This is a genomic window from Ruegeria sp. AB7 (assembly GCF_056542625.1).
On the sequence record NZ_JBQGAC010000001.1, the window covers coordinates 247,943 to 270,295 of the forward strand.

General features: G+C 55.9%; 17 protein-coding genes and 1 tRNA gene. 11 read left to right on the top strand and 7 right to left on the bottom strand.

Features of this window, described 5'->3' with window-relative positions; genetic code table 11:
* Positions 1-36: 36 nt before the first annotated feature.
* From ACR0EN_RS01240 to miaA, 5 genes are all read right to left on the bottom strand, one after another.
* A complete protein-coding gene (locus tag ACR0EN_RS01240; RefSeq protein ID WP_170393301.1) occupies positions 37-2,124 on the bottom strand; it encodes a dipeptide ABC transporter ATP-binding protein in 2,088 nt (695 codons plus the stop codon).
* A 93-nt stretch (positions 2,125-2,217) separates the two neighbouring features.
* Complete coding sequence (locus tag ACR0EN_RS01245) at positions 2,218-3,681, bottom strand: ABC transporter permease subunit (protein ID WP_170393300.1); 1,464 nt, start codon at positions 3,679-3,681, stop codon at positions 2,218-2,220.
* Between the two features lie 13 nt (positions 3,682-3,694).
* Positions 3,695-4,741 (bottom strand): ABC transporter permease, encoded by a 1,047-nt coding sequence (locus tag ACR0EN_RS01250; RefSeq protein WP_170393299.1) that lies wholly within the window; start codon positions 4,739-4,741, stop codon positions 3,695-3,697.
* 121 nt (positions 4,742-4,862) lie between these two features.
* On the bottom strand, positions 4,863-6,533 hold the full coding sequence (locus ACR0EN_RS01255) for an ABC transporter substrate-binding protein (RefSeq protein WP_170393298.1): 1,671 nt from the start codon (positions 6,531-6,533) through the stop codon (positions 4,863-4,865).
* 351 nt (positions 6,534-6,884) lie between these two features.
* The gene (gene miaA / locus ACR0EN_RS01260; protein ID WP_170563056.1) at positions 6,885-7,778 is read right to left on the bottom strand and encodes a tRNA (adenosine(37)-N6)-dimethylallyltransferase MiaA; all 894 of its coding nucleotides are present in this window, start codon (positions 7,776-7,778) and stop codon (positions 6,885-6,887) included.
* Between the two features lie 97 nt (positions 7,779-7,875).
* Between miaA and pyrH the strand changes: the two genes are divergently transcribed.
* From pyrH to ACR0EN_RS01310, 10 genes are all read left to right on the top strand, one after another.
* Positions 7,876-8,628, top strand: coding sequence for a UMP kinase (gene pyrH / locus ACR0EN_RS01265; protein ID WP_170405311.1), 753 nt, complete (start codon positions 7,876-7,878; stop codon positions 8,626-8,628).
* 333 nt (positions 8,629-8,961) lie between these two features.
* Complete coding sequence (locus ACR0EN_RS01270) at positions 8,962-10,188, top strand: aminotransferase class V-fold PLP-dependent enzyme (protein WP_170817678.1); 1,227 nt, start codon at positions 8,962-8,964, stop codon at positions 10,186-10,188.
* 47 nt (positions 10,189-10,235) lie between these two features.
* The gene (locus ACR0EN_RS01275) at positions 10,236-11,660 is read left to right on the top strand and encodes a cryptochrome/photolyase family protein (protein WP_480584858.1); all 1,425 of its coding nucleotides are present in this window, start codon (positions 10,236-10,238) and stop codon (positions 11,658-11,660) included.
* Between the two features lie 69 nt (positions 11,661-11,729).
* Positions 11,730-12,938, top strand: coding sequence for an SAM-dependent methyltransferase (locus ACR0EN_RS01280; RefSeq protein WP_170393292.1), 1,209 nt, complete (start codon positions 11,730-11,732; stop codon positions 12,936-12,938).
* Between the two features lie 16 nt (positions 12,939-12,954).
* Positions 12,955-13,395 carry a TrgA family protein gene (locus tag ACR0EN_RS01285; protein ID WP_170405320.1) on the top strand — a complete coding sequence of 147 codons (441 nt, stop codon included), beginning with the start codon at positions 12,955-12,957 and terminating at the stop codon, positions 13,393-13,395.
* 29 nt (positions 13,396-13,424) lie between these two features.
* Entirely contained in the window at positions 13,425-14,543 is a 1,119-nt protein-coding gene (locus ACR0EN_RS01290; RefSeq protein ID WP_480584860.1) for an NUDIX domain-containing protein, read from the top strand.
* A 66-nt stretch (positions 14,544-14,609) separates the two neighbouring features.
* Complete coding sequence (locus tag ACR0EN_RS01295) at positions 14,610-15,644, top strand: cysteine synthase A (RefSeq protein WP_170393289.1); 1,035 nt, start codon at positions 14,610-14,612, stop codon at positions 15,642-15,644.
* Positions 15,644-18,097 carry a DUF3772 domain-containing protein gene (locus ACR0EN_RS01300; RefSeq protein WP_480584863.1) on the top strand — a complete coding sequence of 818 codons (2,454 nt, stop codon included), beginning with the start codon at positions 15,644-15,646 and terminating at the stop codon, positions 18,095-18,097. The genes ACR0EN_RS01295 and ACR0EN_RS01300 overlap by 1 nt, the downstream gene beginning before the upstream one ends.
* Positions 18,098-18,184: 87 nt before the next feature.
* Positions 18,185-19,012, top strand: a complete 828-nt coding sequence (locus ACR0EN_RS01305; RefSeq protein WP_170510728.1) for an exonuclease/endonuclease/phosphatase family protein — start codon at positions 18,185-18,187, stop codon at positions 19,010-19,012.
* Positions 19,013-19,076: 64 nt separating this feature from the next.
* A tRNA-Ser gene (locus tag ACR0EN_RS01310) sits at positions 19,077-19,166 on the top strand.
* A gap of 106 nt (positions 19,167-19,272) precedes the next feature.
* Here the strand turns inward: ACR0EN_RS01310 and ACR0EN_RS01315 are convergent.
* Positions 19,273-20,151, bottom strand: a complete 879-nt coding sequence (locus ACR0EN_RS01315) for a LysR family transcriptional regulator (protein WP_480584867.1) — start codon at positions 20,149-20,151, stop codon at positions 19,273-19,275.
* A gap of 96 nt (positions 20,152-20,247) precedes the next feature.
* Here ACR0EN_RS01315 and ACR0EN_RS01320 point away from each other — a divergent pair, with 96 nt between their 5' ends.
* Positions 20,248-21,555 carry an aminotransferase class I/II-fold pyridoxal phosphate-dependent enzyme gene (locus tag ACR0EN_RS01320; RefSeq protein WP_480584870.1) on the top strand — a complete coding sequence of 436 codons (1,308 nt, stop codon included), beginning with the start codon at positions 20,248-20,250 and terminating at the stop codon, positions 21,553-21,555.
* A 58-nt stretch (positions 21,556-21,613) separates the two neighbouring features.
* Here ACR0EN_RS01320 and ACR0EN_RS01325 read toward each other — a convergent pair whose 3' ends face one another.
* A complete protein-coding gene (locus ACR0EN_RS01325) occupies positions 21,614-22,285 on the bottom strand; it encodes a GntR family transcriptional regulator (protein ID WP_170393284.1) in 672 nt (223 codons plus the stop codon).
* Between the last annotated feature and the right edge of the window lie 68 nt (positions 22,286-22,353).

A 22,353-nucleotide genomic window follows, 5' to 3' on the forward strand; every position in this document is an offset into this window, starting at 1 on the left:
GGTTTTGACCGGCCCTTTTCTTTCGTTTGCGCGGATCTATTCGGCCGCAATTTTGATAACCGGCTCCATTTTGGCCAGAATGTCTTCGGCAAGGTGACATTTCACCTGATGACCATCCGCAAGTGTTTGCACCGGGGGCACATGGGATTCGCATCGCCCATCCGGCACTTCTGATTTCCAGCGACAGCGTGTTTGGAATGGGCAACCCGGCGGCGGGTTCATGGCCGAGGGGATATCGCCCTCAAGCACGATGTGCTGTTTTTCGATCGATGTGTCCGCGATTGGAACCGCACTTAGCAATGCCTCAGTGTAGGGATGATAGGGTGGGCTAAAGACCTGATCGGTGGTGCCCAGTTCAACCACATGCCCCAGATACATCACCATCACACGGTCACTGAGATAGCGTACGATTGAAAGGTCGTGACTGATGAACAGCAGCGTGGTTTTGTGCTCGCGCTGAATCTCCATCAACAGGTCCGTAACGGCAGCTTGTACGGATACGTCCAGCGCCGAAACCGGTTCATCCGCAACCACGATCCGTGCATCACCGGCAAAGGCGCGGGCGATACCGACGCGCTGCTTCTGACCGCCTGATAGCTGGCGTGGCATCCTGTCCGCGAAGGCGCGGGGCAATTTCACGAGATCCAGCAGTTCCAGCATCCGCTTCTTGCGATCGGCCTCGGAGTCACCGACACCAAAGATTTCCAGCGCCCGGATGATTTGACGGCCTACGGTCATCGACGGGTTCAGCGTGTCGAACGGGTTCTGAAACACCATCTGCACTTCGCCAACGGTCTTGGCGTCGCGTTCTTCGATGGGCACGTCCTCGATATTGCGATTGTCCAGCAGGATCTGCCCGTCGGTGGCCGTTTCCAGCCCCATCAAGACCTTCGCAAAAGTGGATTTGCCGCAACCGGATTCGCCGACGATGGCAAGCGTCTCGGATTCATGCGCTTCAAAGCTTAGCGTCTCATTGGCCTTGACCACTTTGGTCTCACCACCGCCGAACAATGCATTCGCAGCCACCTCATAGTATTTCTTGAGGTTATCCATTTTCAGAACAGTCCGGCCAATCTCGCCTTTCTCTTTCTGCTCACCAACGGTGATTGGCGCGTTCCAGTCGATTTCCTGGAATTTCAAGCATCGCGTATGGTGTCGGTCGTTGCCCGGTACCGCCTCCATCAGGATATCCTTGGCGTCACAGCGGCCTTCTTCGAAATAGTCGCAGCGCGGACCAAAGTTACATCCCGGAGGCCGCTCATGGGGCAGGGGAAAGTTCCCAGGTATGGCCACCAGCGGGCGCGAGTTCTTGTCGGCGCCCGGCAGCGGGATCGAGCGGAACAGCGCCTGCGTATACGGGTGCTGCATTTCGTCGAATACATCCTTGATAGAGCCACGCTCGACGGCCTCACCTGAATACATCACGCACAGCCGGTCGCAGGTTTCCAGCACCAGACCCAGATTGTGCGAAATGAACAGCATCGAGGTGCCGTATTTCTTGCCCAGATCCTTGACCAACTCGACCACGGCGGCCTCGACCGTCACGTCCAGAGCGGTTGTTGGCTCATCCAAGATCAACAAGGCAGGTTTCGACATCAGCGCCATCGCAATCACGATCCGCTGCTGCTGACCGCCTGACAGCTGATGCGGGAACGAGTTCAGCATCCGCTCAGGGTCGGGCAGGCGTACATCGGTGACCACTTCCAACGCACGAGCATAGGCCTCTTCTGCACCAACACCCTCATGAATCATTGGCACTTCCATCAGCTGTTTGCCGATCTTCATCGCCGGATTCAGCGATGCCATCGGCTCCTGGTAGATCATCGCGATTTCATTGCCACGAATGTCGCGCAGCTCCTCAGTGGTCATTTCACCCAGATCACGCCCCTTGAACTTGATCGAGCCACCGACGATGCGGCCATTCTTGCCCAAATCCTGCATGACACCCAACGCTACGGTAGATTTCCCACAACCTGATTCACCCACCAGACCGACGGCTTCGCCGGGTTGCACACTGACCGAGAAATCCATCACGGCAGGGATCTCACGAAGGCGGGTAAAGAAGGAAATCGAAAGCTTGTCGATCTCCAGGATTGGCCCGTCATAATCCGCCAGTTTGTTCATCTTATTACTCCTCGCGAGAGTCCGGGGGTTCCCCTTCATCTGGCTAAAAATATCTCGGGGGTCCGGGGGCAGAGCCCCCGGCCTCGATCACAATCAGTCCTTCAGACTTTCTTCGCGCAGACCATCCGCCAGCAGGTTCAAGCCAAGAACCAGCGACAGCAATGCCAGCGCGGGCGGCAGTGCGGGATGTAGATAGATCGACAGAAGCTTGCGCCCCTCGTTGATTGTCGAGCCCCAGTCCGGGCTTTCCGGTGGCAGCCCCAGCCCAAAGAAACCCAAGGTTCCAAGCAGGATGGTCGTGTAGCCGATGCGCAGGCAGAAATCGACGATCAGCGGACCACGCGCGTTGGGCAGGATTTCCCACAGCATGATGTACCATGGACCCTCGCCGCGCGTTTGGGCCGCAGCCACATAGTCGCGAGTTTTGATGTCCAGCGCCAGTCCGCGCACGATGCGGAACACGGTCGGTGAGTTCACGAAGACCACCGAGACGAACACCACCAGAATACCGCCTGGAATATCGAACAGATCAAGGTAGGTCGGGAGACCCCAGATGCGGTAGCTGTCGGTGTTGATGATGTAGCCACCGGTCGAAATCAGCGACAGGTAGAGCCAGAGCGCAACACCCAGAACCCCGATCAACAAAGGCGTTCGAAAACTGGGACGCGTATAGAAACGCGAATTCAGCAGAACGCCGAGGAAGATGATCGGGAACACGAACAGGATCGCGGCCATATAGTTCGGCACGCCGGTCGCTACGATCTCGGGCGTGACCAAAAGGTAGAACAGCAAGATCACGGGAAAGGCCAGGATCAGGTTCGCGAGGAATGACAGGAGCGTATCCAGACGCCCGCCATAGTAGCCTGCGGGTAAACCCAGAGTGATACCAACCATGAAGGCAAACATCGTCGCCAGCGGCGCGATCTGCACGACGATCCAGGCACCTTTAACCATACGGCTAAAGACGTCGCGCGCGAGGTTATCTCCACCCAGCAAATACCAAGCGTATTGACCGTCCTCCAGATTGGGAAGCGGGGTGCCCGGCACCTTGTTCTTCATGCCTGAGACCTGCGACAGCGGATCGTGGGTTACGATCAGATCGAGTGCGCCAAATATGCCGGTGAACACCCAGAACATCACAAGGCCAAAGCCGATCATACCAATAGGGCTGTCGAACAGCTTGCCGTATAGGCCCAGCTTGCGCTTGAACGCAATCGACATCGCATAAAGGATGATCAGCGACAGCCAGACGGGCAGAAACTGCTGAGAGATTGCGCCGATGATGCCAGCACTGGTCCCCATCAGGATGCCAAGGACAATGTACGCCACCGCAATTCCCACACTTGCCAGAAAGCTATATCGCAGCGCCGATTGTATCAGGATTCTCAGGCCAGAGCTCGAACTGAGCGTCCCATCGGCATTCACAATCATCTGATCTTCGGGCAGCACGATACTTGCCAGCATCCAGACAACGATGGACAAAAGCATCAGTCCCAACGCAAGCATCAACAGCGGGTTCAGGAAGGCGATAGAGCCGGTCCAGGTAAGTGGTTCCATGATCTATCCCTCCTTACGAAATGCGGATGCGCGGGTTGAGGTAGACATAGCCGATATCCGAGATCAGCTGCGTCACCAGCACCACAAAGACCGACACGACCGAGATCGCCAGCAGCAGCTGGATGTCATTGTTGCCCGCTGCCTGTACAAGCGCCCAGCCAAAGCCTTTGTAGTTGAACAGGGTCTCGACGATCACGACACCATTCAGCAGCCATGGGAACTGCAGCATGATGACTGTAAAGGGCGCGATAAGCGCGTTGCGCAGCGCGTGTTTCATGACGATGTTCGGGAATGACACGCCTTTCAGACGCGCCGTCCTGATGTATTGCGCCGTCATCACCTCGGTCATTGAGGCGCGGGTCATCCGGGCGATATAGCCCATCCCGTAAAGTGCGATGGTCAACACTGGTAGGAAGAAATTCTCAAATGTCGGGTTCTCCATCGCCTGAGTGGCGGTGCCTTTGAACCATTTGAGTCCGACGGCGGAGGATGTGAAGATCGCTATGAAGATCACACCCGAGACGTATTCTGGGGTCGCCGTCGTCGTAATGGCAAAGGTTGAAAGCGTCCGGTCAGTGGCCGAACCTTCCTTCATCCCGGCCAGGATGCCCAGAATAAGTGCCGAAGGGACCATCAGCAGCATCACCCAGAACATCAGCCGTCCGGTCAGTGCCAGCCGGTTGCCAACAACGGTAGAGACCTCTTCCTTGAAGACAGTTGAATATCCCCAGTACCCCTGCAGGATACCGCAGAAATTCGGAGATTCCTCGGCAGTTTTGCCTGGCAGGATACATCTACCCTGAACGGTTCCGTCCTCATTTGTGTGTCGGAACGAGGGCAGGACACCGAGCCATTCACCGTATTTGATCGGCGTGGACTGGAGGTAGCCGTTTTTCTCCAGATAGCTTTCGACCTGTTCATCAGACATCCTGAAATTGCCCTGCGTCTTCGCAAGCTTTTCCAGGTTCGGGTAGAGATTGGTAAGGAAGAAGACCAGGAATGTCAGGCACAATGCTGTCAGCAGCATAATCCCCACACGCCTTAGAATAAAAAGTCCCATGTTAGCCCCTGTTGATCGGCTGGCGTGACAGGCATTTCGCCCCACGCATTGCTATTATTCCGGTCGCCGTATTGAGGACGAAGGGCCGCGCCAGATTGGCGCGGCCCTTGTAGGTTTCGGCTTAGGAAGTCAGGCCGAACTTATAAAGCTGCGGCAGGTCCGCAATGTGCTTTTCGACACCGACCATATTATCGCGGTGGTGACGCATCGCGGTCCGCCAATAGGGCTGGATGACCACGCCTTCGTCGATCATGATCGCCTGCAGTTTCGCCATCACCTCGCGGCGCATATCGACATCCGCGATCGAGTTCGCCTCGGCCAGCAGCTTGTCGAACTCTTCGTTGGCAAAACCAGACTCGTTCCAAGCGACACCCGACTTATACGCCAGTGCCAGAACCTGCGTGCCCAGCGGGCGGTGGTTCCAGTTGGTCGAGGAATACGGGTACTTGGTCCAGTCGTTCCAGAATGTCGAACCGGGCAGAACCGTGTGCTTTGCCTTGATGCCCGCATCGTTCAACTGAGCCACTACCGCAGCCGTGGTATTGCGACGCCAGTCATCGTCGATCGACTGCACTTCGTGCTCGAAATCGCCCATACCCGCTTCGTCCATCAGCGCCTTTGCGCCTGCCGGATCGTAAGGGATACGCGTCACAGCCGAGTCGTACTCGGGGTGCATCGGGCCTACATGACAGTTGTCGGCAGTGATGCCGTAGCCGGACATGCCAAGTTCAAGGCAGACGGCGTTGTCGACTGCCATGGCGAGGGCCTGACGGACTCTCTTGTCGCCATAGATTTTGTTGCCATCGGCGTCTTCAGCCAGCTGGTTGGGGCGAATGACAATGGTAAAGCCCGATGGGATTTCCGAGCGGACAAGGCCAATACTGTCAAAGATGTCGACAAACTCGCCAACCGATTCCCAGTTCATATCGATCTCTTCGGCCTCATAGGCGGCCAGGAAAGCGGCAGGGTCAGTGCCATAATCGATGAATTCGATCCGGTCGATATAGCCGCCTTTACCAGCTTCGTAGCCCCACCAGTCAAAGCCTTCGTTGCGGACCAGTACGCCCTTCACGCCGACCTCATGGCTTTCGGGCATCATGAAACCCGTACCAACTGGGTTGGACAGCATATCATTTGCATCAAAGCTGCTGTGTACGATTGCACCCGGATAGTCTGCCATGCCGGGGATGATCGTGATATCCGGCGCGTTGCACTTCAGCTTGACTGTATGCGAGTCGACAACGGTGATGGCGCCATCTGCGGCTTTCTGAGTGCTCTCATCCATCAGTGAGGCCATGCGCGAGGCCATCGAGTTCCCTTCCAGAGACCCGTCGCACCAACCTTCGATATTGCGAGCTACGTCTTCGGCAGTGAAATCGTCACCATTGTTCCACTTCACACCTTTGCGGACGTTCAGCGTGTATTCAGTGGCGTCATCATTGGCTTCCCAGCTTTCCAGCAGCATGGGTTTGAACGAGCCGTCATTATTGTATTCGACAAGATATTCCAGCCAGCCAGCCGTGAAGGTTGCGATCTGCGTCCAGTCATATGTGCGCGGGTCTTTCAGTGCGCGCACTTCCATTTGATAGCGGATGGTGCCGCCACGCTGAGGTTCGGCAGCGGCTGCCGGTGATTGCAGGCCAATCATGCCATATGCCGTCGGTACAGCAACGCCCAGCGCGGTTACACGGGCCAGAAATTCACGACGGCTCAGATTGCCCTCACGATATTCCTTGGCGTGCATCTCTGCCGCCCAATGCATCGGCTTTCCGTTGATTGTCTGGTTTTCCATAGATGTCTCCCTGTGACACATAATTTTTTTAGATTTCGTGTTTCTGATTGATAGAGCCGGGCACTACAGGGACCGTTTGGTCTCGGTTGGTAGGGCCACGGGCTTGGATTTACGATTTATCAACATCCCCATAGCCGCATTCGGCACCAGTTTTTTCCCTGCGTCAATGTTGGAAATCGTCATAGATGGTACAAAAACGACATCCGAGCAGAAAGTGAGGTTCGGAAAGTTTCAATGTGAAAGGAAACGAGACACGTTGTGACGGATAGATGGATATATATCTATCTCTCACCATGGTGCTGATTAAGACGTTGTTATATTAGGCTTTATCGTCTCCGGCGACTGCAGCCTTCAACACGCAGCGTCAAGGTGATGCCAGAGCTTCATGCGCGCACGGAACCATGTGCGTTGGCGCTTGGCAAACTGCCGTGTCGCGATCGTCGCTTTTTCGCGCGCCTCATCCAGTGTCATGCGGCCGTCCAGGTAGCCCATTAGCTCCGGAACGCCGATCGCTTTACAGGAGGGAAAAGAGGGGTCATAGCGATCGCGCATGGCCTCCACTTCCACTATAGCTCCTTGGTCCAACATCAGGTCGAACCGTCGGTTTATGCGATCCAGCAGCCAGTCTTTTCTGGCGTCAAAAACAATCGGCACCGTGTTTTGAATATCCAGTATCGGGGCGGGGGTGTCAGCCTGCCAATCCGATAGGGATCGCCCGGTTGCGCTCTGAACCTCCCAGGCGCGCTGAACACGCGCGCGGTTTTGGGTGTCGATCCTCTGCAGGGTCAGACCGTCCAAACCCGCGATTAGTTCTTGCAACGGCAACTTATCCGCCTGTTCCCGGATTTCCGGCGGGGTTGCGGGGATATCGGCCATCCCCTCGGTCAGGGCTGTGAAATACAGACCGGTCCCTCCGACGATTATCGGACGAGGGCGTTGCGACAGCATCGGCGTAACCTCTCGCAGCCAATGACCAGTCGAATAGGTCTGGTCATAGGCAACATGCCCATACAGACGGTGCGGTGCACGGGCCTCATCCTCGGGCGAGGGGCGGGCCGAGATAATACGCCAGCAGTCATAGATTTGACTGGCATCGGCGTTGACAATCACGCCTCCGAAACGCTCGGCGATCAACAGCGCCAGCGCCGATTTACCCGAGGCAGTGGGCCCGGCGATCAATACAGGTTTGTCATCGGGAATCGACGGCAATTGCGCCAAAAGCCGGTTCTCAGAGTTGTCGGCCATGACTGGTTGCCCCGTTCCTGACTATCCGCATTGAACCTGCGGAGGTTTTGCTTCATTTTGCGCCGGAAAATAACCCCGTGCCAGCCCGGAGCGCAACATGAGCCTTTCCCCTTCCGTCGAGACCACCGAGACCCCAAAAACAACATATGACCGTGTCATGTTGAAGATTTCCGGCGAGGCGCTGATGGGAGATCAGGGATTCGGACTGCATCCGCCCACCGTTCAGCGCATCGCGCAAGAGGTCAAATCGGTTCATGATCTTGGTGTTGAGATTTGCATGGTCATCGGGGGTGGCAATATCTTCCGTGGTCTGTCTGGATCTGCGCAGGGGATGGAGCGTACGACAGCCGACTACATGGGTATGCTGGCGACTGTCATGAACGCGCTGGCGATGCAATCCGCTCTGGAGGGGGTAGGGGTCTTTACACGTGTAATTTCGGCCATTCGGATGGATGAGGTGTGCGAGCCCTACATTCGCCGCCGTGCTGTTCGTCACCTTGAGAAAAAGCGGGTTTGCATCTTTGCCGCGGGAACCGGGAACCCCTATTTCACCACCGATACCGCTGCGACTCTGCGCGCTAACGAAATGGCGTGTCAGGCGATCTTCATGGGCAAGAACGGTGTGGATGGCGTTTATGACAAAGACCCCAAGGTACACTCGGATGCAGTGCGCTATGATCAGGTTTCCTATGACGATGTTTTGGCCAAGCGGCTGCGCGTGATGGACGCATCGGCCATTGCATTGGCGCGCGACAACAATCTGCCACTGATCGTTTTCGGTCTGGATGAACCCGGCGGGTTCCGCGGCATCCTGGCGGGTGAGGGGACTTATACCAAAGTTCAGGGCTAATGCTGATTTGAGCAACACTGAGCCGGGCATCTCTGCCCGGCACTTTCCTACCTAAAAGAAACTAAGCCCCGCGTGGGCCAATGACTTCGTCAGTGCACGCATTGCGTGGCGGCAAAAAATACCATTAACGCAATCACTTGACCCAACCTTCTGCCTCTGGCTATCTGGCCGGGTCTGCTGGTGGTGATGAGGCCATCATGGGGGCTGCCGTCGATCCTTACCCGTTCCAAGGACCTGCGGCTGGGCTGGAAGACCTGCCTTGTTTTCGGGGATGTCCGGACTTTGCGCGGGCAACGACCCGGACTGTAGTGCATGATAAGGGAGAGAGATGCGATGGGCGCTCTTGATATTGAATTCGTTCGGGCACAGTTCCCGGCCTTTTCGGAACCCAGCCTTCAAGGACAGGCCTTTTTTGAGAATGCAGGTGGATCCTATACCTGCAAACCTGTGCTTGATCGGTTGAGCCGGTTCTACACCCAGCGAAAGGTTCAGCCCTACGCGCCCTATGAGGCGAGCCGTGCGGGTGGCGCGGAAATGGACGAAGCACGAGCGCGACTTGCCGCGATATTGGGGGTGGAAACAGATGAGCTGAGCTTTGGCCCTTCGACGACGCAGAACACCTATGTACTGGCTCAGGCATTCCGGCAGTGGATGCAGCCGGGCGAAGCGATTGTCGTGACCAATCAGGACCACGAAGCAAACTCGGGGCCCTGGCGGCGATTGGCCGATGAGGGGATCGAAATTCGGGAATGGAAGATTGATCCGGAGAGTGGGTCTTTGAACCCGCAAGATTTGGAGAATTTGCTGGACGAGAAAGTGCGGCTGGTGTGCTTTCCGCATTGCTCGAATGTCGTTGGGGAAATCAACCCGGTCACCGAAATCACCGCGATCGCCCATGCTGCGGGTGCTTTTGCCTGTGTCGACGGGGTCTCTTACGCACCGCACGGGTTCCCCAATGTCGGTGATCTGGGCCCAGATATCTATCTGTTTTCCGCCTACAAAACCTATGGCCCGCACCAGGGTTGCATGGTTATTCGACGAGCTCTGGGTGAATTACTGCCCAACCAAGCGCATTATTTCAACGGCGACACTCTTTTTAAGCGGTTCACACCAGCCGGGCCTGACCATGCTCAGATCGCGGCCAGCGCAGGCATGGCGGACTATGTGGACCTACTTTGTGCCCATCATGGAGGACCGGAAACAGGAGCTTCGGCAAGGGGGTCCTTTGTGCATGATCTGATGCGGGAACACGAGGTCGCTTTATTGCAACCTCTGCTGGACGCGGTCAAAGACCGGAACGCTCTACGCCTGATCGGACCGTCTGATGCCAGTCGGCGCGCACCGACGGTAGCTTTAAGTCTGAATAAGAAGGCCGAGCCTGTTGCTGCCGAGCTTTCCAAACACGGTATCATGGCGGGTGGCGGTGATTTCTACGCACATCGCCCGTTGCAAGCGATGGGCGTTGACGCAGAACAAGGGGTCTTGCGCCTTAGCTTTACACACTACACCAGTCGACAGGAAATTGATCAGCTTTTGGAGGCGCTTGACCGCGTTTTGTGATCCAGTTTCTGCGGCGCTTCGTAGTTCGAAGAAAACATGGGGCGGACATGGATTTTGATCATTCTTCGATCATTTTGTGGTTCAGGCGCGATCTTCGGTTAGGAGATCATCCGGCGCTGAGCGCGGCGGTGCAATCAGGTCGACCCATCGTGCCCGTATTTGTTCTCGATCATCAGGTTCAGACTTTGGGTGCCGCGCCAAAATGGCGCCTTGGTCTGGGCCTTGACGCTTTTGCCAGCAGGCTTGAGCAGCTTGGCAGCAAGTTGATACTGCGCCAGGGTCAAGCACTGGATGTTCTTTGTGAACTGGTCAGAGAAACTGGGGCAGGCTCCGTATTCTGGACGCGGGCTTATGATCCAGAGGCGATCAACAGGGATACCCAGATCAAGGCTGCTTTGACGGAACAGGGTATCCAGGCACAGTCTTTTGCTGGCCAACTTCTGTTTGAGCCTTGGACGATCGCCACCAAAACCGGCCAGCCGTTTCGGGTCTTCACTCCGATGTGGCGATCAGTGCAGGGGCGCGAAGTCTCTTTGCCCGAGCCCGCGCCCACGCGGCTTATGACGCCGAAGACCTGGCCTGCGTCCGATCAATTGTCTGATTGGCGACTGGATCGGGATATGCAGCGCGGGGCCGCAGTGGTCCGCCCGTTTGTCCACCCGGGCGAAAATGCGGCGCTGGACCAGCTGGACGCGTTTCTGGAACGTATTGATCAGTATCGCGAACAGCGGGATCAACTGGATCAATCTGGTACCTCTGATCTTTCAGAATACCTTGCTCTGGGCGAGATCGGGCCGCGTACAATCTGGCACCGGGTGCAAATCGCCGACCAAAGCGGGGCGCATGGTGGTGAAGGCTATCTGCGTCAGCTTGTGTGGCGTGAGTTCGCATATCACTTAATGTACCACTGGCCGCATCTTCTGAGTGCCAATTGGAAGCCTGAATGGGACGCATTCCCTTGGAATACTGATCCCGACACGCCCGAAGTGCGCGCGTGGCGCCAGGCAAGAACCGGAATTCCGCTTGTCGATGCAGGTCTAAGACAAATGTATGTCACCGGACGCATGCACAATCGGGCTCGGATGATTGTCGCGAGTTATCTGACAAAGCATCTGATGACGCATTGGAAAATCGGCGCAGACTGGTTCGGGGATTGCCTGATCGACTGGGACCCAGCTGCAAATGCGATGGGATGGCAATGGGTGGCCGGTTGCGGCCCTGATGCCGCACCGTATTTCCGTATATTCAATCCCGACACACAGCGCGAGCGGTTTGATCCAAACTCAGGTTTTGTGCGTCGCTGGATTGCCGAGGGCCAATTCGAGCCGCCATCGACCGCGCTAGCCTATTTTGATGCCGTGCCGCGATCATGGGGGCTTTCTCCTGACCAGATGTATCCCGCACCGGTGGTGGGGCTGAAGGAAGGCCGCGCCCGTGCGTTGGGCGCGTATAATGCCGGAAAAGACCAGTAAGGAACTGAAAACTTGCCAGAAACCGAATCCCGTCCTAGCTTTGACCCGCAACCGCAGAGGGGAGAGCGGATGTTCCTGACGAGCACCGAAGGGCAGGAAAACCTGCCGAGATATTTTACACAAGTCTTCAAGATGCTGAAGAGGATGGAGCGCGGCCGACTTGACATCGCGCTGCCCGACGGACGCATTTTCCGCGCGGATGCGCCACAACCAGGCCCCGTGGCACATGTGGACATCCACGACCCGGACGTCTTTTCCCGGCTGGTGCGCGAGGGAGAGCTGGGCTTCTCGGACGGCTACCTTGAAGGCGATTGGAGCACACCGGACCTACGCAGTTTCATGGACCTCGTGCATCTGGGAACTGAGACGGTCTACGATGATTTTACCGGACAGTTTCTTGTGCGAGCCTATGAAAGACTGCGGTTCTGGTTGCATCGTAACAACCGGTCACAGGCGAAAAAGAACATCTCGTATCACTATGATCTCGGCAATGATTTCTATGGCCTGTGGCTGGATGACACGATGACCTATTCCAGCGCCATATTTGAAACGGGTCAGGAAAGCCTCGAAAAGGCGCAGACTGCGAAATATGCCAGCCTGGTGGATGAAATGGGGGCCAAACCGGGGGATCATATCCTTGAGATCGGGTGCGGCTGGGGTGGGTTCGCCGAATATGCCGCGAAAGAGCGTGGGCTGCGCGTCACCGGGCTGACCATTAGCCAAGAGCAGTTGAAGTTTGCTAGAGAGCGAATTGAAAAAGCGGGACTTTCTGATCTCGTGGAGTTCAAGCTACAGGACTACCGCGATGAGCAGGGTCAATATGATGGAATTGCCTCGATCGAGATGTTCGAGGCAGTCGGTCAGAAATACTGGCCCGCATATTTCAACACGGTCCGTGATCGGTTGAAGCCTGGCGCCCATGCCACTTTGCAGATCATCACGGTCGCGGATCATCGCTGGGACATTTACAAGAACGGCGTTGATTTCATTCAGAAATACATCTTTCCCGGTGGGATGCTGCCCGCACCGTCAATCCTTAGAGATCAGATCGATCAGGCGGGGTTGACCGTTGTACGCTCAAAAGAGTTTGGCAAAAGCTACGATCTGACCCTGCGACGCTGGTACGAGACATTCAATGCCAAGTGGGATCAGATATCGGAGATGGGGTTTGATGAGCGTTTTCGCCGCATGTGGAATTATTATTTGACCGCATGTGGCGCAGCCTTTGACACCGGTAATTGTGATGTGACACAGATCACGATAGCCAAACCCAGTTGAAGAACGGAAAAATCGAATGCCTACAGCCTCACGTCTCGTCGCCGCGTTGTGTCTGCTGGTGATCGCGTTCCTTGTGTCGGGCATGATTATCGACAACGGGGAAGAGGGTAAGGACTATGGTTATTTCACCTATGTGAACATAATACTGGGTTGGATCTGCGGCTGGGTTGTCATGGGTAAACGTGCTGGCCGTGGCTGGACCGCGGCCGTCAACAACGGTTTGACCGGTGTTGCGGCGCTGGTGTTCTGGGGGCTGTTCGTTCAGGGCACCTACGAGATGTTCAGTCAGGCGATGCGCCATCGGTTTGGTGGTCCGTTTGAGGCTCTGCTTGCCATCTTTCAGATCGGGATTGGCTATGGTGAACAGCTTCTGGCACCGGAAATCCTGCTTACGCTGGGTTTTGGTGCTGTTCTCAGCGGGATACTTACCGAAATTGCCTTTCGCCGCTGGCGTTAAATCTGATCTGCCAATTCGGGGCCTCAACTTTGTCCAATCTGTTTTTCTATGGCACTCTGCGCCATGTCTCTTTGCTGGAACTCGTCATGGGTCGCAGCGCAGACGATTTATCGGCGATGCAGGCTGTTTTGCCCGATCACGCCGTATATGCGGTTCAAGATCAACCCTTTCCAATGATTGTCACCGAAAAGGGCAGTAAGGCCAGTGGCGTTCTGGTGCAGGGCCTAGGTGACGTCGAGCGTAGTCGATTGGCCTTCTATGAAGGCGGGTTCGAATATGAACTGCGCCCGGAGACAATCGTGACTGAGGATGGAAAAGAACATCAGGCCTTGGTGTTCTTTCCGGATACTGACATTTGGAAAAAAGGCGCACCGTGGGATCTTGAAACCTGGATCAGGGATTGGGGTGCGCTTTCGGTGTTCGCGGCAGACGAGGTGATGGCCCATTATGGAAGAGTCGATGCCTCGGACATCGTGCGCAGCTTTCCAGCCATAAGAACACGCGCCTGGGCCAGATTAGCGGCAAGACAACGTGGAACGGGGGATGAGCGGAGCGTTGTGGATGACGTGATCGTTCATGACCGCAAGCACGCCTATATAAATTATTTTGGGATGGATGAAATTGAACTGCAGCATCGTCAGTATGACGGCGCCCTGAGCCCGGTGCTGCATCGCAGCGGGTTGATGCAAGGGGCTGCAGTGATCGTCCTGCCTTATGATCCGGTGCGCGATACGGTGTTGCTGGTAGAGCAATTTCGCGCGCCCGTGTTCTTGATCGACGACCCCGAGCCGTGGATGTGGGAGCCTGTGGCTGGCATGATTGACCCGGGCGAAACACCTCAGCAGGCGGCCACCCGCGAGGCCATGGAAGAAGCGCAGATTTCACTATACCAACTGGAATATGCAGGTGGTGCCTATTCATCCAGCGGATCGTCAACAGAATATGTTTATCTCTATGTCGGTCTTGGGGATCTGACTAGTACGGTTGAAAGCGGTGGCCTCGCTTCGGAAGGTGAGGATATCCGCAGCAGAATTCTGCCGTTTGATGAATTCATGAGCATGGTAGATGCTCATGTTTTCAAGGATCTGCCGCTTCTAACTCTTGCTTATTGGTTGGCGCGGAACCGCGATCGACTGCGCGCTAAGTGATCCCTGCTTGTGATCGCGTCAGGGCACCTGTAAATCTGCTGCAATACCATATGACAAGAGGATGCCATGCGCATTGCACGAGACCTTGCCGACGCCGTCGGTAAAACACCTTTGATCCGGCTGCGTCGCGTCAGCGAAGAAACGGGATGCGAGATCCTCGGCAAGGCCGAATTCATGAACCCTGGTCAGTCCGTCAAAGACCGTGCTGCGTTGTTTATCATCCGCGATGCGATAGCGCGCGGTGATCTGAAACCCGGCGGCACGATTGTTGAGGGCACGGCCGGGAATACCGGCATCGGTCTGGCGCTGGTTGGTGCCTCGATGGGGTTCAAGACGGTGATCGTCATTCCCGAAACCCAATCTGAAGAGAAAAAGGATATGCTCCGCCTGGCGGGCGCTCAGCTTGTGCAGGTGCCTGCGGCGCCGTACCGTAATCCCAACAACTTTGTGCATTATTCGCGCCGACTGGCCGAACAATTGGCTCAAACCGAACCAAATGGCGCGATTTGGGCCAATCAGTTCGACAATGTCGCCAACCGTCAGGCACATGTGGAAACCACTGGTCCCGAAATCTGGGAGCAGACCGGCGGTAAAGTCGATGGCTTCATCTGTGCCGTTGGATCGGGTGGTACTCTGGCCGGGGTGGCCGAAGCGTTGCAGCCCAAGGGTGTCAAGATCGGTTTGGCTGATCCGATGGGGGCGGGGCTCTATTCCTTCTACACCACTGGTGAGATCGCGATGGAGGGAGGTTCTATCGCAGAAGGTATCGGACAGGTGCGGATTACCAAGAACCTCGAAGGGTTCACACCTGACCATTCCTGGCAGATTACCGATAGCGAAGCGCTGCCCTATATCTTCGATCTGCTGCGCGAAGAGGGTCTGGTGATGGGCGGGTCAACCGCGATCAACATTGCCGGTGCCGTCCGTTTGGCGAAAGAACTGGGGCCAGGGCACACCATTGTTACGATTTTGTGTGACTACGGCACCCGCTATCAATCCAAACTGTTCAATCCTGAATTCCTGCGTGAAAAGGAACTTCCCGTGCCCGATTGGATGACCGATGCACCGCGCAGTATTCCTGGCGTGTTTGAGGACGTGTGATGCTGCAACAGGTCCGCCTGTGTCTGGTTCTGGTGCTATTCTGCTTGATTGGGTTGGGCGGGATCGCCTCTGCCCAACTTACTGACCGGCAGAGCGAGTATTATCAGGGCTGGGTCAGCACGGCGGACCGGGCGGAATCTGTTATTCGCGCGAACCGTGCATCCAACGCAGCATTAGAGAATTTGCGTTCGGAAATAAATGAGTATCGCGAAGACTTTAACAAAGCCCGAGGTGCCAACACCGATCGTATTCAGACGCTGGAAAGCCAACTCAAGGCGCTTGGCCCAAAGCCGGCTGACGGGGAAAGCGAGGCCGAAGACATTGCCAAGCTGCGCGCGCAACTCGAAACCCAGTTGAACAGTTTGCGTGTTCCCCGCATCATCTCGGAAGAGGCTTTCAGTCGCGCGAATGGGCTGATCAGCGAAATTGATCGGATCGTCCGGGACAGACAAAAGAAAGAGATGCTGAAACGCGGGCCGTCGCCGCTCAACCCCGTCTATTGGGGACCAGCCTGGGTCGACATCAAAGAGGCGACGCACAGTCTTATTAACGAAACCATCGAAAACTTGCGCTCTGATGTGGTGCGCGAACAAATCCGCGAGCGCGGTCTTGGCATTCTCGTGCTGTTGGTTGTTTCAGCAGTTCTATTGCTGTTCGGGCGCAAATGGTCCGAGAAAGGCGGCGAATATCTCCGCTCGCTAGGAGGTAGCGGCAGCGGGGTCTGGACCTTTATTGTCTCGCTGTTGCGCATTCTATTGCCTTGGTTGGGCGTGTTGGCGTTGGTCACCGCTGTCGTGCTAACTGGCGTGCTGGGCCTGCGCGGTACACTTTTGTTCCAGCAAATTCCCTATTGGGCCGCGATTATCTTCTATTTTGATTGGATCGGCCGGCAGGTCTATCTGATGGGAGCGGCGCAGAACTTCCAAAGACTGTCCGCAGGCAAAATCAGAGAATTGCGGGTTTATATCGACCTGTTGGCGGTCATGCTTATTTTGCACGAGCTGGCGCAATTGTTCGAGCAGATCGAGAATATCTCGGACGCGACCCGCGCCGTTGTTGGCTTCCCGATCGTTGTGGTATCGGCCCTTCTTTTGCTGCGTGTGCGTCAGGTCCGCCAATCAGAGCCTCAGCAAGAACAGACAGACCAAGAAGCTACCCGCCGTGGCGCAGGGTTCAGCCAATTGGTCGAGTTCCTGCGGCGCGCCTTGTTCATGCTTGGGATTGCGACTCCAATCTTGGGGGCCTTCGGATACATTAACGCCGCCGAAGCTATCGTATTTCCTGCCATCAAAACGCTGGTTCTGATTGCAGCTCTGGTGATCGTGCAGCGATTTATCGGTACAGTGTATGGCTGGCTTTCGGGGCAGGGCGACGCCGCGCGCGATTCACTGTTTTCGGTTCTGGTCGGGTTCGCGCTTGCCATTCTGGCGTTGCCGATATTGGCGCTTTACTGGGGCGCGCGCCAGACGGACCTGCTTGAAGCTTGGTCGCGATTGTTGCTGGGGTTCGATATTGGCGGGGTTACGATTTCACCCAGTAACTTCCTGACGTTCGTTGCCATTTTCGCCATTGGATATACGCTGACCCGTTTGCTGCAAAGCGGGCTGCGCAATTCACTGCTGCCGAAGACCAGCATTGATCCCGGCGGGCAGAATGCCATCGTGTCGGGTACCGGATATGTCGGAATTTTTCTAGCGGCACTGATCGCCATCATGGTTGCCGGTTTTGACCTGTCCTCCCTTGCGATCGTGGCGGGTGCTTTGTCGGTCGGCATCGGTTTCGGTCTTCAGACCATCGTATCGAATTTTGTCTCAGGGATCATCCTGCTGGTTGAGCGTCCTATCTCCAAAGGTGACTGGATCGATGTGAACGGCATGATGGGATATGTGCGCGATATCTCAGTCCGGTCGACGCGGATCGAGACGTTCGACCGGACGGATGTGATCGTTCCGAACTCGGACCTGATCAGTGGGGTGGTTACGAATTACACCCGGGGCAATACGATTGGCCGAGTGATCGTGCCTGTAGGCGTCGCCTATGGTACCGATACCCGCAAGGTCGAAACTATTCTGGGCGAGATCGCAAATGGGCACCCGATGGTTCTGGCCAATCCCGCGCCCAGCGTAGTGTTCCAGGGCTTCGGTGCAGACTCGTTGGATTTCGAAATCCGCGCAATCCTGCGGGATGTGAATTGGGTGCTGTCTGTCAAATCCGACATGAACCACGAGATCAATCGCCGGTTCGTTGAGGAAGGCATCGAGATCCCGTTTGCGCAGCGAGACCTGTGGCTCCGTAACCCTGAGGTGCTGACGGGTCAGTCCGATCCGTCCAATGATGCTTCTGCCGTGGATGACGACCTATCACCCCATGCGCCATCGACAAAACCAGTGGACATGACAGCAGACGATCTGGACGCGGCAGGGGATCAGGACGGCGAGGGCGACAACCACTGAGCGTGATGCGATCGGCATTTTCCCGCAAATGGTTATCGGACTGTTTCATTTTGATGTAGTCTGAAGTCATTTGCAGGAGGAATTTTGATGGTTACATTTTCACACAGCCTCGCGCGTATTGCCGTCTGGAATCTGGCCGGCTTCAATCCAGTAAACACAAGTCTGGGTATTCCAGCCAGCAGTGACCGGGTCACCCATCAAATCGAAGGGCTGGCCCTGCTGGACGCCGAACTGATCACTCTGGTCGAGGTCAGCCCAATTGAACATATCGATCGGCTGGCCTTGGGTCTGGCCGATAAGGGGCTGGACTATCAGGTCAAGATCCTGCCGCAGCCCAACGGCAATATCCATATCGGGTTTCTGCACAAACCGGGGGTCTCGGTGACAGGTTTGCAGCTGATCGACGGCTCGGAAGGTGACGATCCCGGCGGACGTCAGGCCCTGATCGCCGATGTCGAGGTCGGCAAATTCAAGGCCAAGCTGATCGCTGTGCATCTTAAATCCGGACGAGACCGGCCCGAGCAGCAGATACGTGACAGCCAATGCAGGATTATCGGAGACAAGATCGCCGAGATCCGCTCGACCCCCGGTCTGACACAGCGCACGATCCTTCTGATGGGTGATTTCAACATGATCCCCGGTCAGGACGTCAGCAATTTCCACCATCTTGGTGGGGACGACATGATGGACTTTGTTTCGTGCTGGGATCTGCAGGACCGATTTTCACATATTCTGGATAAGGGTCGCGCCAATTTACTGGACGGTTTTGCCGTATCACGCACCTATTCCACCGATTATGTCCGCGGCAGCTTGCGACTGTTTCCAATGCACTGGACCATGAATATGGGGCGCGAGGCGTTCAAGGATGAGGTGTCGGACCATCTGCCTTTTGTCGCTAGCTTTCGTATTTTTTGACCGGTCCATTTTTGCGAATGGGGCCTTGCACTCGGTTCAGAAATTCGCATAAGTCACCTCTACCGGAGAGGTGGCCGAGTGGTCGAAGGCGCACGCCTGGAAAGTGTGTAGGCGGGAAACCGTCTCCAGGGTTCGAATCCCTGTCTCTCCGCCATATGCCCTATGTAATCTGAGTTGCCTTGCGGTCTATGCGAGACTGTTTGTGCACGGCTTTCAATGTGAAGTGTCGTGCACAATGCACCGGATTGATGAGATTTGACTCAATCTGACAACAAGGCGATGACTTGATCGGTTTCGGGTCTTCGTCGCGATGCCACTGGCACTTGAACCGCTAGAGCACGCCCTGTCGGGCAGGATTGCGCGTGGGCCGTAACGAGTGCACCAGATTTCAATGGCTCCTCGAGTAAGCATAGGTGCCCCATTAGCACGCCAGCTGCAGCCTTGGCCTCTTCCACGGCAAGGCTGTAAAGCGAAAACTGCGGGCCAGTTTTGACATCTGGGACCTCACAACCTGTGCTTCGCGACCATGTGGACCAATCGCTGCTCCAAGTCTGATCGTGCAACAAGGGAGTGCCTTGAAACCCGTTGTTGCCGGTTAACTGATCCAGCAGAGCAGGGGCGCAAACCGGTTGGATTTCATCCTCGCACAGCACAATTTGGTCAGGTGCTTCGTCCAAGGTCGCGAAGAAGATCGCCAAATCGAACATCTCACGCGAAAGGCTGGGTGGTGTTTCCAGCGCCGTGACCGAAAAATTGATATGAGGAAAACACTTTCTGATCCGGCGTAATCGTTTGGGCAACCAGAGTTGGGCAACAGCAGGCAAGGCGGCGATGTGAAAATCGGCATTTGGCTTGAGGTTCCGAAGGGCCCGAGCGGCATCGCCCATCTGATCAAAGGCTGTGGTGAAGACAGCGACAAGTGATTGTCCCTCAGGCGTCAGTTCCACCCCTTGGGCGTTGCGGCGAAACAGCGGCGCACCTGCCCAATCCTCCAACGCCTTTACATGTTGTGAGATCGCGCCCGGAGAAACGTTCAGCTCTTCCGCCGCCGCAACAAAGCTGACGTGACGCGCTGCTGCCTCGAACGCCCGCATTGCGTTCAGCGGAGGTCCCTTGGGGCGTTTGGGGGCGACACTCATCGATCTAGCCTTAGTTTTTCTACGCCAAGAAATAACAATTCTGCTTTGCGGTGTCACGCGAAAGCCGCCAAACTGCGAAAAACAGGAGGATGTCAGATGACACTTGTACAAAGAGATTGGGTGCCTGCCGCAAGCGAAACTCTGATCCAGGACATCGCGACAAAGGCCGCATCGTTGTCGTCTGGCGATTTACTGGCCCGAATCGAGAATCTGGCAGAGGAAAACCGGCGCATTCACGAAAAAGAGTGCTTTAACCTCAACCCGGCGACAAATGTCATGAACCCAAGGGCAGAGGTACTTTTGTCGTCAGGCATCGGGTCCAGACCATCGCTGGGATATCCCGGTGACAAATATGAAATGGGGTTGGAGGCGATCGAAGAGATCGAAGTCATCGCAGCAGAGTTGTGTGCCGATGTTTTCGACGCGCAATTCGCCGAGGTTCGCGTGCCTTCGGGCGCAATTGCCAACCTCTATGGTTTTATGGCGACCTGCAAACCCGGTGATGCGATAATCGCTCCGCCAGCATCGATTGGCGGCCATGTGACTCATCATTTGGCGGGGTGTGCGGGGCTGTTTGGTCTGCGCACTATTGAGGCCCCCGTCAATGCGGATGGGTATACCGTTGATCTGGACCGGTTGAGGGCATTGGCGAAGACCGAATGCCCCAAGCTAATCACGATAGGCGGCAGTCTGAACCTGTTTGAGCATCCTGTGGCCGAAGTGCGTGCCATAGCGGATGAAATCGGCGCAAAGGTCATGTTCGACGCCGCCCATCAGTGCGGTATCATCGCCGGGCGCGCATGGTCCAACCCGCTGAAGGAGGGGGCGCATTTCATGACCATGAGTACTTACAAAAGCTTAGGCGGACCGGCCGGGGGGCTGATTGTGTCGAACGATGCAGAAATCGCCCGGTCGCTGGATGCAATTGCTTTCCCCGGCATGACAGCCAACTTTGATGCAGCCAAAACGGCTGCACTTGCCGTCACGATGCTGGATTGGAAAGAGTTCGGCTCAGCCTATGCAGATGAGATGATTGCGATGTCCAAAGCACTTGCTGCCGCGTTGGATGCGCAAGGTGTTCCGGTCTTCGCGGGTGGAGAGGGTTTCACCAATTCTCATCAATTCGCGGTACTGGCAGCGCCGTATGGTGGCGGTCAGACTGCCTCCAAACTGCTTCGAAAATCCGGGTTTCTGGCATGTGGCATCGGATTGCCAGTTGAGCCGGTGGAAGGCGACATGAATGGCCTACGGATCGGCACGCCCGAGCTGGTCCGGTGGGGTATGACAGCAGGAGATGCAGAGCGTCTGGCAGAACTGATCCGACGTGGCTTGGGCGGTGAATCCGTTCTATCCGAGGTATCTGGATGGCGCAGTGAGTTCGATAGGTTGCATTTTGTGATTTGAACCAGTTGCGGCCAATCAGGTCTCAGGCCCTGATTGGTCGCTCGATCAGAAACGCGGTTTAGCCGTTATCCGCTTCTTTCAGACCTTCGATCTGAAGGTCGAAACCTTCCTGAATGTGGCTGGTGAAAGTTTCCAGCGCTTCGGTGACATCACCCGTCGCAATCGCGTCAACGAGCGTCAGGTGGTTTCCGAGCGATTTGGAGATATCGACGTTTTCAATCGCCGAAAACAGATGGAACGCCATTGCTTTGCCCCAAATCATATCGAACATGTCGATCAGAAATTTGTTGCCCGCCTCAACCATGAAGGCACGGTGAATGTGCCGGTTTGCGATAAAGTAGTCTCGGGTCGTCGGCTGGCTCAGATCTTCTTCGCGACGAATGAGTTCGCGCAATCGATCAAGAACCTCTGGTTCAGCGTGTACCGCAAGTATGCGCGCGGCTTGTCCTTCGATGGCTGCGCGTGCCTGGTATAGTTGCCGAACCTCGGTCTGGTCCATGCGCGCCAGTCGAAATCCGCCGCTGGCGGCCACTTCCAACACGCCTTCAGTCTCCAACCGCATGAGCGCTTCGCGTACAGGCGTCCTGCTGATGTTCAACTCGGCGGCCAACTTTTCCTGCACTAGCCGATCTTCACCGGTGATCTCGCGACTCATGATGGCTTCGACCAGTTGGTCATAGACCTCGTCCGCCAGGCGTCTGCGCTGTGTTTTGATTTGTTTCAGAGCCACTCGGAGCCTCTCTTTCTGTCCTTCATGAATTCTGTATTCAATAAAACAACTGCTGCCAAGGCGAATGG